15 protein-coding genes and 1 pseudogene are annotated in these 13,193 nt (G+C 60.9%); 13 read left to right on the forward strand and 3 right to left on the reverse strand.

Going from position 1 to position 13,193, the window contains the following annotated elements; genetic code table 11:
- Positions 1–187 (reverse strand): hypothetical protein (locus tag X738_RS49680; RefSeq protein WP_036269348.1); only part of this gene is annotated, 187 nt, incomplete at its 3' end.
- 167 nt (positions 188–354) lie between these two features.
- On the opposite strand from X738_RS49680, the gene X738_RS49685 reads away from it, so the two are divergent.
- From X738_RS49685 to X738_RS82215, 5 genes and pseudogenes are all read left to right on the forward strand, one after another.
- Positions 355–1,446, forward strand: a complete 1,092-nt coding sequence (locus tag X738_RS49685; RefSeq protein WP_245277596.1) for a tyrosine-type recombinase/integrase — start codon at positions 355–357, stop codon at positions 1,444–1,446.
- Positions 1,440–2,360: a tyrosine-type recombinase/integrase gene (locus X738_RS49690; protein ID WP_023797537.1), complete on the forward strand. Its 921-nt coding sequence runs from the start codon at positions 1,440–1,442 to the stop codon at positions 2,358–2,360. The genes X738_RS49685 and X738_RS49690 overlap by 7 nt, the downstream gene beginning before the upstream one ends.
- Positions 2,357–3,364 (forward strand): tyrosine-type recombinase/integrase, encoded by a 1,008-nt coding sequence (locus X738_RS49695; RefSeq protein WP_023797538.1) that lies wholly within the window; start codon positions 2,357–2,359, stop codon positions 3,362–3,364. The genes X738_RS49690 and X738_RS49695 overlap by 4 nt, the downstream gene beginning before the upstream one ends.
- Before the next feature lie 327 nt (positions 3,365–3,691).
- Entirely contained in the window at positions 3,692–4,150 is a 459-nt protein-coding gene (locus tag X738_RS0140665) for a DUF736 domain-containing protein (protein WP_023797539.1), read from the forward strand.
- Positions 4,151–4,314: 164 nt separating this feature from the next.
- A pseudogene (locus tag X738_RS82215) lies at positions 4,315–4,479 on the forward strand (DUF736 domain-containing protein); the annotation flags it as partial.
- 88 nt (positions 4,480–4,567) lie between these two features.
- Here the strand turns inward: X738_RS82215 and X738_RS49700 are convergent.
- On the reverse strand, positions 4,568–5,101 hold the full coding sequence (locus X738_RS49700) for a MucR family transcriptional regulator (protein ID WP_023797540.1): 534 nt from the start codon (positions 5,099–5,101) through the stop codon (positions 4,568–4,570).
- A gap of 415 nt (positions 5,102–5,516) precedes the next feature.
- Between X738_RS49700 and X738_RS49705 the strand changes: the two genes are divergently transcribed.
- A complete protein-coding gene (locus X738_RS49705) occupies positions 5,517–6,722 on the forward strand; it encodes a DUF932 domain-containing protein (protein WP_198032781.1) in 1,206 nt (401 codons plus the stop codon).
- 251 nt (positions 6,723–6,973) lie between these two features.
- Here the strand turns inward: X738_RS49705 and X738_RS0140670 are convergent, their stop codons facing one another.
- Positions 6,974–7,234, reverse strand: a complete 261-nt coding sequence (locus X738_RS0140670) for a helix-turn-helix transcriptional regulator (RefSeq protein WP_031254277.1) — start codon at positions 7,232–7,234, stop codon at positions 6,974–6,976.
- A 115-nt stretch (positions 7,235–7,349) separates the two neighbouring features.
- Between X738_RS0140670 and X738_RS49710 the strand changes: the two genes are divergently transcribed.
- The 7 genes from X738_RS49710 (at position 7,350) to X738_RS0140680 (ending at position 12,999) form a co-directional block, all read left to right on the forward strand.
- Positions 7,350–7,628: a DNA -binding domain-containing protein gene (locus X738_RS49710; protein WP_031254279.1), complete on the forward strand. Its 279-nt coding sequence runs from the start codon at positions 7,350–7,352 to the stop codon at positions 7,626–7,628.
- A gap of 171 nt (positions 7,629–7,799) precedes the next feature.
- Positions 7,800–7,967: a transcriptional regulator domain-containing protein gene (locus X738_RS88970; RefSeq protein ID WP_373420396.1), complete on the forward strand. Its 168-nt coding sequence runs from the start codon at positions 7,800–7,802 to the stop codon at positions 7,965–7,967.
- The gene (locus X738_RS80710; protein WP_023797544.1) at positions 7,912–8,553 is read left to right on the forward strand and encodes a DUF2285 domain-containing protein; all 642 of its coding nucleotides are present in this window, start codon (positions 7,912–7,914) and stop codon (positions 8,551–8,553) included. The genes X738_RS88970 and X738_RS80710 overlap by 56 nt, the downstream gene beginning before the upstream one ends.
- 134 nt (positions 8,554–8,687) lie before the next feature.
- Positions 8,688–8,978: a helix-turn-helix transcriptional regulator gene (locus tag X738_RS49720; RefSeq protein WP_023797545.1), complete on the forward strand. Its 291-nt coding sequence runs from the start codon at positions 8,688–8,690 to the stop codon at positions 8,976–8,978.
- 16 nt (positions 8,979–8,994) lie between these two features.
- Positions 8,995–9,879, forward strand: a complete 885-nt coding sequence (locus X738_RS49725; RefSeq protein ID WP_031254282.1) for a replication initiator protein A — start codon at positions 8,995–8,997, stop codon at positions 9,877–9,879.
- 183 nt (positions 9,880–10,062) lie between these two features.
- A complete protein-coding gene (locus X738_RS49730) occupies positions 10,063–12,372 on the forward strand; it encodes a hypothetical protein (RefSeq protein WP_023797547.1) in 2,310 nt (769 codons plus the stop codon).
- Positions 12,373–12,402: 30 nt separating this feature from the next.
- Positions 12,403–12,999, forward strand: coding sequence for a hypothetical protein (locus tag X738_RS0140680; protein ID WP_156942554.1), 597 nt, complete (start codon positions 12,403–12,405; stop codon positions 12,997–12,999).
- The last annotated feature ends 194 nt before the right edge of the window (positions 13,000–13,193 follow it).

A 13,193-nucleotide genomic window follows, 5' to 3' on the forward strand; every position in this document is an offset into this window, starting at 1 on the left:
TGTCGCGCTGTTGCGGGGAACAGGCCGGGTCGCAGACCGCATCGCGGGGCAGATCCGCCCAGAACAAGGCCCGTTGGTCGAAGGGCATCACGGCACCCAGCAGAACCACCCAGCTTCGGTCGGCGGCATTGCACGACAGCACCAGGCGCAACTGCTGACGTTCTGGATCACGGTCGCCTTGGACCATAGTCCCGCCTCCACATGCGAAAAGGAGGCAACATGCCGACGGGTGTTTATGTTCGGAAGAACGCGGTCGGGGACCGCTTGAGGGCGGGAATGGCTGCGGACCACGCGGCGGACTTCGCGCAATGGCTTCGTGAGCGACGCTATACGCCACGGACCATCGTCGAGAAGATGCGGCTGCTTGCGAGCTGGACGCACTGGGCGCGCGCGGAGAATTACACGCTCGCCGCGATCCGCGAGGCGTACACGGCATCGTTCGCCTTGATTGCAGCGGGACAGTGCCCGCGCTTCCGCGGCGACGTCAACCAGGACGCGGTCGAGATCGCCAAGCTGTTCATCGCCTATCTCGAGGATCGCGGCGTATTGGCGTGCCTGCCGGCCAAACCGGTTGCGCCGCTGGTTGTCGAATTTGCGGCTTGGGCCCGCGAGCAGCGCGGTCTGGCCGAAACGACGCTGTCCACGTATCTCGGGACAATCCGGCCCTTCGTCGAGGCGCTGGGGGAGAGGCCGGCTGCTTATGACGCCGTGACGATCCGGGCGTACATGACTGACCGTGCCCGAGCCGTATCGGTCGCGCGGATGAAGGGGATATCGGTCGGCATCCGCGCCTTCCTGCGCTTCCTGATCGCGACAGGACGATGCCGGCCCGGACTCGACCACGCCATGCCCAACGTTGCGGGCTGGCGGCTGGCCTCGATCCCGCGCTTCCTGCCCGATGCCGATATCGCGCGGATCATCGAGGCGTGCGACGGTGAGCGTCGCCTGCGCGACCGGGCCATCATCCTGCTGTTGGTTCGGCTCGGACTTCGGGCGAGCGAGGTCGCACGGCTCAGCTTCGGCGATATCGACTGGCGGCAGGGCAGCATCCGCCTGTTCGGTAAAAGCCGGCGCGAAGAACTGCTGCCACTCACCCAGGAGATCGGCGACGCGCTGCTTGCCTATATCGAACGCGGCCGGCCGGCGCTGGCGGTACCATCCCTGTTCCTTACCGAATATGCGCCGCTACGCCCCATCGACCGCATCACGGTCAAATGCCTGGTCAAGCGCGCGCTCAAACGCGGGGGTGTCGAGAGCCACTATAGAGGCGCGCATATCCTGCGGCACTCGGCGGCCACGGCGATGCTCCGCCACGGCGTCAGCCTGACTGATGTAGGCACGGTACTGCGCCATCGGTCGCCAGAAATGACGGCGCACTACGCCAAGGTCGATATCGCGCTCCTGGCTGCTATCGCCCAACCATGGCCGGGGAGGTCGCCATGCTGACCGACGATGCTGATCGCTATATCGCATTGCGCCGCTCGCTCGGCTTTAAACTGGCAAAGACGGCTCGGCACCTGGCTGCGTTCGCGCGCTATGCGGTCGACCGCGGCGACACCCATGTTCGCCGCGAGACCGCGATCGCCTGGACCGCGGCCGTGTCGTCGACTCCGCGCAGTCATCAGCGGCGGCTTGGCGAGATCGCGCTCCTTGCACGCTTCCTGCATGCCGAGGATCGCGCACATGAGGTGCCGCATTATCACTCCGACCACGGTGCTGCCACACGTCCTGCGCCTTATATCTACACATCCGAGGAACTGGCGCGCATGCTCGATGCCGCGGGCAATCTGCGGCGCCAGAAGCCTAGCCCGCTCAGGCGCCACATCTATGTGATGCTGCTCGGGCTGCTGGCGTCGACGGGCCTACGGATATCGGAGGCTCTGAACCTGAGGTTGGACGACGTGCTGCCCGATGGCGTGCTGCACATCCGCCAGACCAAGTTCAACAAGAGCCGGCTCGTACCGATGCATGCCAGCGTGGTCGAGGCGCTGTGGGCCTATCTTGAGGTCCGCCGGCGGTTCGCCGGGACGGACGACCATGTGTTCCTCTCGGTCGATGCCAAGCCGATGCCTCTTGGGACCGTCGAGAGTACCTTCCATGTGATCCTGCGCATGGCCGGCGTCGGCCAGGATCGTTCGCGTCGCCCGCGTATCCATGATCTGCGTCACACCTTTGCGACGCGCGTGCTGGAGCAATGTGCGATGCGCCGGGATGATGTTGCGCGGGACTTCGTCGCGCTCTCCACCTATCTCGGCCACGCGAGTATCCGGCACACCTACTGGTATCTGGAAGCCACGCCCGACCTCATGGGCGATATCGCGGCTGCTGCCGAGGCGCTGACCGAGGGAGAGATCGCATGACACCGATCGCTCCGCTCATCACCCGCTTCATGCGTGAGCACATGCCGCAGCAGCGCGGCTATAGTCCGCACTCCTGCGACGCCTACGCATATAGCTTCCGGCTGCTGTTCGTCTTCGCTGCCGGGCGCTTGCATACGCGCCCGTCTTTGCTCCAGCTCGAGCAGATCGACGCCGAGATGGTGCTCGCGTTCCTGCATCACATCGAACATGATCGCGGTAACGGCGCGGCGACCCGCAACCTGCGGCTCGCCGCGATCAAGGCGTTCATGCGCTACGTCGAGCTGCGGCACCCAAGCGCCCTGGAACAGATCGCCCAGATCAACGCTATCCCCGGCAAGCGCCATGACCACAAGCTCATCCGCCACCTGACCATGGACGAGGTCCGCGCCTTGCTCGATGCGCCCGATACAACGACGCGCCTGGGGCTACGGGACCGGGCGATGCTGCACCTCTGCTTCGCCGCTGGCCTGCGCGTCTCCGAACTCGTCGGCCTCACCCTGGAGAACGTCACGCTGCAACCCAGTCCGAGCATTCTGGTGTTCGGCAAGGGCCGGCGCGAACGCAGTCTTCCGCTCTGGAAAGAAACGGCCCGCGACGTGCGAGCCTGGCTTGCGGTGCGCGGAAAGCCACCGGCGACGGAGTTGTTCGTCAACGCGCAAGCGACGGCGATGACCCGCGCCGGCTTCGAGTATATCCTCGAAAAGCACGCCAAGGCCGCTGCGGCTCGATGCCCGACGTTGATCGGCCGACCGCTGTCGCCACACCTTCTGCGGCACAGTTGTGCGGTCCTCATGCTGCAGGCCACACGCGATATCCGTAAGGTCGCGCTCTGGCTTGGCCATGCCGATATCCGCACGACCGAGGTGTACCTGCGGATGGACCCGTCCGAGAAGCTCGAGGCCATAGAGGCCGTGTTGCCGCCGGCGCTCCGTCGCGGTCGGTTCAGGGCCCCCGACGCATTGATTGCGTCGCTGATGGCCGATGCGCATACCGCGTCAACGTAAGGCGGGATGGGCGGTATGAGCATCATGGCAATGTGAGAACGGCTGGATCTGGGTGGTTCTGCCGGGTGCCGTGATGCCCTTTGACCGACGGGCCTTGTTCTGGGCGGATCTGCCCCGCGATGCGGTCTGCGACCCGGCCTGTTCCCCGCAACAGCGCGACAGCGATCTTCTTCCCCGCGGCGGCGCCGCTCCTCGCCCAACAACAAGATCGCTACGCGCCGTCCTTCGCATGCGCTGCGGCCTGACGGTGCGGGTCGGCCGTCCCGGGGCTCTCGATCGCCACAAGGCCGCGATGGTCGCGGGCTTGAACAGCACAGGAGTTCCACCATGTCCCAGATCGGTTCGTTCACCCTCAGCAACGATGGCACCTACACCGGCACCATCAAGACCCTCGCCATCGACGCCAAGGCGCGTCTCATCCCCAGCGATCCCGCCGCCACCAGCGACAAGGCGCCCGACCTGCGGGTCATCGTCTCCGGCGTCGAGATCGGTGCCGCCTGGCGCCGGACTTCCAAGGAGGATCGGACCTNCGGCGCCATCAAGCCCCTCGCCATCGACGCCAAGGCGCGTCTCATCCCCAGCGATCCCGCCGCCACCAGCGACAAGGCGCCCGACCTGCGGGTCATCGTCTCCGGCGTCGAGATCGGTGCCGCCTGGCGCCGGACTTCCAAGGAGGATCGGACCTACCACTCGGTCAAGCTCGACGATCCCTCCTTCAGCGCACCCATCTACGCCAACCTCTTCGAAGGCGACGATGGCAAATATGCCCTGATCTGGTCGCGCTGATCGACACCGCGGCGCCTCCCAACACGGTGGGGCGCCGCGCACATCAGCCCGTTATTATGCGGAGCGAAAAACGACAAAAACCCCGGAAAACCGGGGCCGCCAGCACGCGACTCCGCATAATCACGCGCTACGCATAATCGGCGTTATGCGGTGCACCGCATAACACCGAGTTCGGGGCGGCATGGAAGAAGACCTCGCGCGAGGGACGCGACTACCACTCCGTCAAGCTCGATGATCCCAGCTTCCCCGCTCCGATCTATGCGAGCCTGGTCGAGACCGACACCGAGGGCGACTTCTCGCTCGTCTGGTCCCGCCGCACCGCAGAGTGATCCGACTTAACACGAAGCCCCGCCGCAAGGCGGGGCTTTGCCATGTTCAGGTCCTACACAGCCTGGCACGTCCGCCAGGTGCAGAGCGCTAGGCTTTGGCTGGTGCCTTGCGCGTCTTCTTCAGCGGCGACTTGATGGCTGCCGCAGTCGTCGTCGCTGCTGCCGCACGAGCAGCCCGTTTTGGTTTTTCCGCCGCGGCAGGAGTGGGCGCAGACGCCTTGCGCCCGAGCCCTATTGATTTAGCCAGAGCCGAGCGGGTGGCCGCGTAGTTCGGCGCCACCATCGGGTAGTCGGCCGGCAGGTTCCACTTCTGCCGATATTGGTCGGGGCTCAGATTGTAATGAACTCCGATATGGCGCTTCAGCGATTTGAACTTCTTTCCGTCTTCCAGACAGATGATGAAATCCGGCGTCACCGACTTCCTGACCGATACTGCCGGTTCCTGCTTGATCACCGGTTCTATCGCCGGCGTGCCGATGCCTTTCAGCGCGGCATGGATATCGCCGATCAACTTCGGCAACTCGCCGACCGGCAATGGATTGTTCGATACATAGGCGGCGACGATGTCGGCCGCTATCGACACGGTATCCAGTTGGCCGTCTTGTTCGAGAGCAGTGGTCATATAATTTCCTCTTATTGTATCGGAAGAATTGAGCGACGTTTGATTTACCGTCCCGCCAACGAGGCAAATAGTACATTTCTTTGTAAAATCCACGTCTCTTGCACAACATTATAAGAGTAAGCTTCGCTTTCATCGTTCTAATCGACTGCGGATACCCTTATCGGTCCGTTGGGAAGCGAGGAACTTCCCCTCGCTTCCCCGCCATTGCCGCCTGTGCAGAGCAGGGCCGCAGGCTCGCAAAGCGGCCGACTGCAGCAACAATGGCCATCAATTTCCATCCGCTCCGCTCGACCGTGCAACCCGGCTCCGCGCGCCGGCATTGGCCCCCATCACTCCCGCGCGCTCACGCGCCCCCGGAAGGCATGCCGGGGGACATGCCTTCGGCATTGACGGAAAAGGAGTGAGCAAAATGAACATGACCACCATCATCAACAGCGAGAGCAACAACCAGCAGCAGGCGATTTCCAGCGGCTTCCGCGTGGATATCTCGCGCGGCGAGCGGATCGGCCGGGTTTCCTCGGAATGGTTTTCACGTCCCGATGACGAGCGTTTTCTGAGCCTTACTGAGCTTTATGATGCCGTGAAGCAGAGAGCAGACCGCGCTACCGCCCGCACCGTCGGGAGCCGCGCTGTGCGCGTGGAAGCCATCCGCGACAATGCAGAGCGGCTTTCGCTTATCGTCCCCGGGCAGGAGCAGCCAATCGCGCCCACGCATTGGAGCTTCGGTCAGCTTTGCAGCCTTGTCAGTGCACCGGTCACCTACATGCGCCAGCTGCCCGCACCGCTTGCCGGCATCAACTTGCAGCACGGCCTTTTGAGCCATCGCGCGGAATTGATGAAGACCCTTGAGACGGAAGACGGACGCGTTGAACTTCGCGCGGTGACCGGCCCGGACTATGGCCGCATCTGGGATCACGAGCTTGTCGCCGCCGTCATGAAGATCGCGGGCAATGGCACCGGCGACACCATGTGGAAGGTACCGGGCGTTCTGGATTGGGCGACCATGATGCACAATCCTTTCGTAGACATAAGCAAGGACACCACCACGCTTTATGCCAGCGACCGCGACGTGTTCCTGTTTCTGGTGGACGATACGCACCCGATCGAAGCAGGACGGCTCCCCAATGGAGAACCGGATTTGTATTTCCGTGGCTTCTATTGCTGGAATTCGGAAGTCGGCAGCAAGACGCTGGGCATTGCGAGTTTCTATCTCCGCGCCGTGTGCATGAACCGCAATCTTTGGGGTGTGGAAGGCTTCGAGGAAATCACGATCCGGCATTCGAAGTTTGCAGCACTTCGTTTTGCTCATGAGGCAGCGCCCGCTTTGACGGGCTTTGCGAACTCAAGCCCCGCGCCGTTCGTCGCCGGGATCAAGGCCGCGCGCGAGAAGATCGTAGCGCGCACCAACGACGACCGTGAAACCTTCCTGCGCAAGCGCGGTTTCTCCAAGAGCGAAACGGGCAACATCATTGAGGCCGTATTGCGGGAGGAAGGCCGTCCGCCCGAAAGCATCTTCGATTTCGTGCAAGGCATGACCGCGCATGCCCGCAGCAAGTCCCATCAAGACAGCCGGCTTGAGCTGGAAGCAAAGGCGAAGACCTTGCTGGAAAAAGCGGCATGAGCAAACGAAAGGCCGCGCAGCGAACGTCTCGCCGCGCGGCCTATCAGGTCCGCCGTATCAACGAGACCGTCATAGCATAAGAATATCTAGCGACCAGATCATCTGGGTCGGCGCGTGCAGCCGTTTTTGAACACGGCGGCCGCTCGCCGGGCTCCGCCCGGCTCGCGATGCGACTGCTGCCAATTGAGCACGGCAACAAGAAATTCGTTTGGATTTCAGAGGTCTGATTTCGCCCTTTAGCCGATCGACTGCTAACGCTTTCTGGCGGGCAAACTCGGAACTGTTGTCACCTCATCTAGAATATCATGGGGATCGAATCCGATCGTTTCAGCCAGGTCGAGGAACTCGATCACATCCAAGCGCCGTCCTCCCGACTCGATGGCTGCGACTACTGATTGATATCGATCGATTGCTTTTGCCAAGTCGGCTTGGCTCAGGCCTGCAGCTTTCCGCTTGTCCACGATCAATTGGATAAGTCGCAAATGTCTTGGCGACCGAAGTGTCTTTTGCATTCGCTGCCGGTCCTTGACGAAACCGGCAAATCAATTAAATGGAAATCCAGATAACCAGAAAATCCGGTTATCTGGTGAACGCAGCCGCTTGTGCTTCCACGACTTTTGGTGGGCCGTGCTTAAACCACTCCTTGATCCCGATGTCGCCGACGTTGCGCCGGATGCCCCGATCCTGACCGGCTATGACGAGGAGCGGCTACTCACCTACATCCGCCTGCTCGACGCGGCAGCCGAGGATGCGGACTGGCGCGAGGTGGCCAGGATCGTCCTTCACATAGATCCTGAGCAGGAGCCGGAGCGGGCGTTCAGGTCTTGGGAGACCCATGTCGCCCGCGCGCGGTGGATGACGACGAACGGCTATCGATATCTTCTGGCGGGCGGCGCGCCACACTGAGCCTAGCCGGCACGCTTTGCTGAATCAGCACAGCGGTTTGCCGACTCTCCAACTACCCGATTTGCGTATCGGCAGGGATGCTCATTCCGAAGCCCGCAGCTTGATGCGGGCATCGGGAGAGGACTTGGCACATTGCGAGGCGATTGGACCGATCCGGCAGCCTACGCGCACTTGCAAGGCTACGAGCCTGCAGAGTTCGCTGCCGAGTATCTGATCCGGAACGACGACTTCGTCGCCGAGTGCGGCCAGCTTTCGTCACATCTCCCAGGTTCCGTAGAACCTGTTGGTCCGCCCGACTTCATCGCTCGTTGGGGCGCGCGATTTCACAGTCACCGGTGACGGCCTTCCGTTAGCTGAAAACATCGTCTGGACGGAACAGGCCTCGCCGCGCGTGCTGCGGACCACGCAAATCCGATCGCCAGTCAGCTCTTCGCATCAGACTGTTCAACTTTCCAGACCCGGCAGCGCCGCAGTTTGGAAAGCCGACGAGCGTCACATTCTCTGGCCGGCATCGACCGGAACAAATAATCTCGTCACTGACCCCGGCAGCGGCGCGACCGAATTCGACGCCATAGTCCTGCCACTCGATGCGGCATTCGAGACGAGGCTCGACGCAGCACGCCGGTTCTGGCGGGCGCTCAACGGTCGACGATCTGGCCCGGTCTACGGCGCGCTGCCGAAGCAAACGAAGACAAGGCATACTCTCAATCTGCGCGCGTATGACGCCCGCAGCGCAGGGGCCACCTACCGCGAGATCGCGGAGGCGCTTTTGTCACGAGAGTCGATCGCGCCTCGAGACTGGCGCGACCATCATCTCCGCCACAAGGTTCGGGCGATCCTGCGAAGGGTGGATCGCCTTGTGGCCGGCGGCTACCGCGACCTTCTCTTCTATCCTCACAGCCGCAGCCGAAAATCCGATCGCTGAAGCCCTTTTCGCATGGGTAGCGAAAACACATCCCCCGATGTTTGCCCTCCCTCGCTTTTTCTCAATTTGAGCATCGTCCGTTTCGCGCGTCCCGGCAGGCCAGGATGACAGCAGAACCGAATGGAGATCGAGCGATGTCGAAGGGTCCCGCGGGCGCGCCCCAGAAATACCTGCGAACGAAGGAAGCGGCGCCCATCGTCGGCCTTTGCACCCGCACGCTGGAAAAGCACCGGACCTATGGGACCGGCCCAAAGTACCGGAAGGTCGGCGGACGCGTCCTCTATGACATCGACGACCTGCATGCCTGGGTCGAGCTTGGCACGCGCACCTCCACCAGCGATGCCAACGCGACCTTTGTTCCGCCTGCCAAGCCGCATGCCGCCCGCGCGCCGGCTTATGCTGGCCGGCGCGATTGCGTCTCCTGATCTGCGGTGCAAGGAAATGCAGCTTCGCTCGACCGATCAGGGGCAGCTTGATCTGTTCCACGCGCGCACCAGTGTCATCGCGGCACGCGACGCGCAGGATCTCATGTCGTGGCCGTTCTTCTCGCTCGCCAAATCCCGGCGCGTGACACCGATCGATTTTCGCATGGGCGAGGTCTCGATCCGCGTCGAGGCGACAGTCGAACATGGGATGGCGACGATCTGGGACGCCGACATCCTTATCTGGGCAGCCAGCCAGATCGTCGATGCACGCGACAACGGCCTTCGCACGTCGCGTCTGATGGCTGCCACGCCCTACGAGATCCTTGCCTTCGTCGGTCGCGGCGATTCCGCCCATAGCTACAACAGATTGAAGGCTGCGCTAGACCGACTGCAATCGACGACGGTCGCTACGTCGATCCGCCAGTCGTCCGAGCGGCGGCGCCATCGCTTCTCCTGGATCAACGAATGGAAGGAGCGGATTGATGCCAGCGGCCGTCCGCTCGGTATCGAACTCATTCTGCCAGACTGGTTCTATGCAGGTGTCGTGGACGATGCCCTTATCCTCACCATCGACCGCCAGTATTTCGGGCTGAGAGGAGGCTTGGAACGATGGCTTTATCGTCTCGTTCGCAAGCACGGTGGCCGCCAGACCTATGGTTGGAGCTTTGATCTAGCCCATCTCCACGTGAAGTCCGGCAGCCTGTCGCCCTTCAAGCGCTTCACCTTCGACCTGCGCGAGATCGTGCGTCGCCAGCCACTGCCGGGCTACCGGCTGGCACTCTCCGTCGATCCCGACGGTCGGTCACGCCTGAATTTCCAACTCAACCCGGTCGATCCATTCGCGAGCGCCAGCGCAACGCCGTGCGCGCCACGTGGCCGCATCAATAGGGCTGTGAAATGACTGTGGACAGGCCCGTGCTATCAGGAACCGCGACTCCCGTGCCATCGGGAACCAGATTCCCGTGCTATCAGGAACCGGAATCGGGCTTAAGTCATTGCAGCGATTGCAGAACCCGCTCCTCTAACGTTTCTAACTGTGAATCCTTCGGATTCTTTCTAACGGAAAGCGCTGATCCACGAGGCTGTGGACGACAGCGAAGCCATGATCTTTCGGCCAGGCCGAGAGCTGCAGGGCTCAAACCGCAGCGACATCGATGTCTTTGGAAACGCATGGATCGCACTTGAAAACATCGTGCAGGATATCGCGGGCGCCCCGCCACAGCCGTTACGCTGCCTGCCCGAAATGCCGTCGTTTGCGGGTCTGTATTTCTGCATCCCGCAAAATGACAGACTCCTGAAATATTGGGATACGATCGAGGACCGGCTCTTCAAGATCCGCCACTGCCAGAACATCGAAGGCATTGAGCGCAAGCTGGCGCTGTTCGCGCCGCCGATTGATCCTGGGCTACTTGTGCGGGCCGCAGCCGCGGGATTGAGCATCGGCGATATTGTCGCGCAGGGGGCTGGAGAAGCGCCAAACTATCGATTTCAGGTGCTGTCGCAGAAGGCCAATGAACTTGTAGAGATGGCCAAGGAATTCGGCACCGAACTGTTGCAGGTACTGGAGAAGCGGGATGCTGAAGCGCTGTCCCAGCTAAGGTCGACGCACGAGATTTCGCTGTTGCGCCTCGTACGCGATCTGAGGATTCAGCAGGTCCAGGAAGCGCAACAGATGCTCGAAGGACTGCGGGAGGCGCGCAGACTAGTCGACAAGAGGTATGTTTTCTATCGCGACATAAAGAGAGTAATCGATCAGGAAAATCTGGCGATGATCTCGCACGGTCTTGGAATCGCAAGCGAGATCGCCGCGACGGTGCTCAATGCGGCCGGCGGAACTGCTGAACTCTTCCCGACATTCGAGTTCGGCGGCGCAGGCTTTGGCGGATCGCCCGTTGCCACCTGGGCGTATGGTGGCTCGAATATCGGTGACTCCTCGATGAATTGGGCACAGTTCTTCGGTGGTCTCGGCGGTACTCTGCACTCGGCTGCGCATCTGATCGACACGAATGCGGCCTATGAGCGTCGCTGGGATGAGTGGAAGTTGCAGGAGCGTCTCGCGGCGCAGGAACAGAAGCAGATCGACCGGCAGATCGCCGCTGCAGAAATACGAGTGGAGATTAGCAAGGCGGAAGTGCGCGAGCACGAGAAGCAAATGCAACAGGCCGAAGCGATGCTGGAGTTCGTAAAGGATCGAAAGTTCACCAATCAAGAGCTGTATGAGTGGATGAGCGCCCAGACCTCCGGCCTGTACTTCCAAGCTTTCAACTTGGCGCAAAGATTTGCACTTCGGACCGAGCGAGCATTCCATTTCGAGCTCGGACCAAAGAGCGATGGCACGTTCGTCTCCTATATCGGGAGCAGCGGTTGGGATAGCCTGCATAAGGGACTGCTTGCCGGACAAGCACTTCTACTCGACCTGAAGCGAATGGAAGTTGACTATCTCGAACGAAACCGAAGAGAGCTGGAAATTACTAAACATATCTCGCTCGTGCGATTAAATTCGGATGAATTCCTGAAGCTTAAGAGAGGTAAGAAGGCGAAGATATCGATCGAGTTGCCGGAATGGTTGTTCGATATGGACTTTCCCGGTCATTTCTACCGTAGAATCAAGAGCGTCAGCTTAAGCGTTCCGGGAGTCTCTGGTCCGTTTGCGGGTATCAATTGTACGCTTACGCTCAACTCAAGTGAAATCAGAACTGGTACCAATATCGATGACGAGAGTGAGATCGTCCGCACCTATTCGCGTGTAGAATCCATCGCAACCAGTTCAGCCCATGGCGACAGCGGCCTATTCGAGCTCAATTTTCAGGATGGCCGCTTGTTGCCCTTCGAAGGCGCCGGGGCGGTGAGCAAGTGGACACTCGAGCTACCTAGGGAAGACAACCGTGAACTCGACTTCACTTCGATCACCGATGTTATCATCCATCTGAAGTACACGGCGCGACGTGGCCCTGGAGCGTTTCAAGAGCATGCTCGCGAGCAGGCAAACGCACGACGGAACGACGAAAAAACGCCTTTTGTCGTCCGACTGATCTCTTTGCAAGATGAGTTTCCGTCCGAGTGGCATCGCCTTACTCACATGCAGGAGGAGAAAGGGACTCGGGTGTTGATTCTCGACGCAGTGCAGCAACGAATGCCCTACTATTGGCCGGGAATGACCAAGGCTATCTCTCTTCAGTTGGGTGCGTTCGATGGCCGACAAATACAAGGTGCCGAACTCACAGTGGACGAGGAAGTGAAATACCCGGAAAAGCCAGGCATACCAATCTGGAAAAATGTCGACTGGGGCAAATGGAAATTTGTCCTTCCGTCAAGCTTATTTCCCAACGATGAGGCCCAGCATGCAAACTTGTATTTGCTAGTAGGAGTAAGCATCCTTCAGCAAGACGCGTGATGCCAGGGGCTAGTACAGAAGGGGAATGCGATGACAGTACGCATGGGAACTATCGCCGTGGTGGGGACCGGGAGCACTATTGATGAGGATTCTGATGAGGGTCGACGAGCAATGCAAGCCGGTCGCATCATTGCTGAGCTTGGATGCAATCTGCTGACCGGTGGAGGTCAGGGGGTGATGAATCTCTCCGCGCGGGGCTTTTGCGAGACACCGGGTCGAATAGGTCGGTCGATCGGCGTTATCCCGGGCAAAGTTGAGGGATGGACGGGCAACAAGCTTGGAACGCTGTCGAAACTTATGCTGATTCCGAAGGCGGGCTACCCGAATCCGTGGGTGGAAATACCTATCTTCACCCATCTCCCTGGTAACGATCCCAAGGGCCCAGACTCACGAAACGTCCTGAACGTGGGTTCGGCTGACGTCATTGTGGTGCTGGCGGGCGGCGAGGGGAGTCAGGCCGAATTTGAATTGGCGCACGGGCTCGGCAAGCCGCTGATCGCGTTCCTGGGGGAGGGCGAGGTTGTTGGAGCGTACCCCCTTGCGGCAATGGCAGACTTGGCCATGTGCATCCAGGACGAGACAGCACTTCGGGAGAGGCTCGAGGAGCATCTGTGTCGGCTCAACTGACGATGATAAAGCTTCGCAGTTCTGTGCTGGCCGATCTGGCGTTGGTTTCGCTGACGGTGCTTGTTCAGGCGAGTCGGACGCGTCGAGCCGAGTTCCTGACGCCTGCACGAAGTCTTCTTAATCTTCTGGCCAGGCATCGAGGATCCCGTCTGGCGGCTGAAGCGCGTCGTTAGATTTAGCGTTGTCGAGGCGGG

This window comes from Mesorhizobium sp. L48C026A00 (assembly GCF_000502375.1).
In the GTDB taxonomy this organism is placed as follows: Bacteria; Pseudomonadota; Alphaproteobacteria; order Rhizobiales; family Rhizobiaceae; genus Mesorhizobium; species Mesorhizobium muleiense.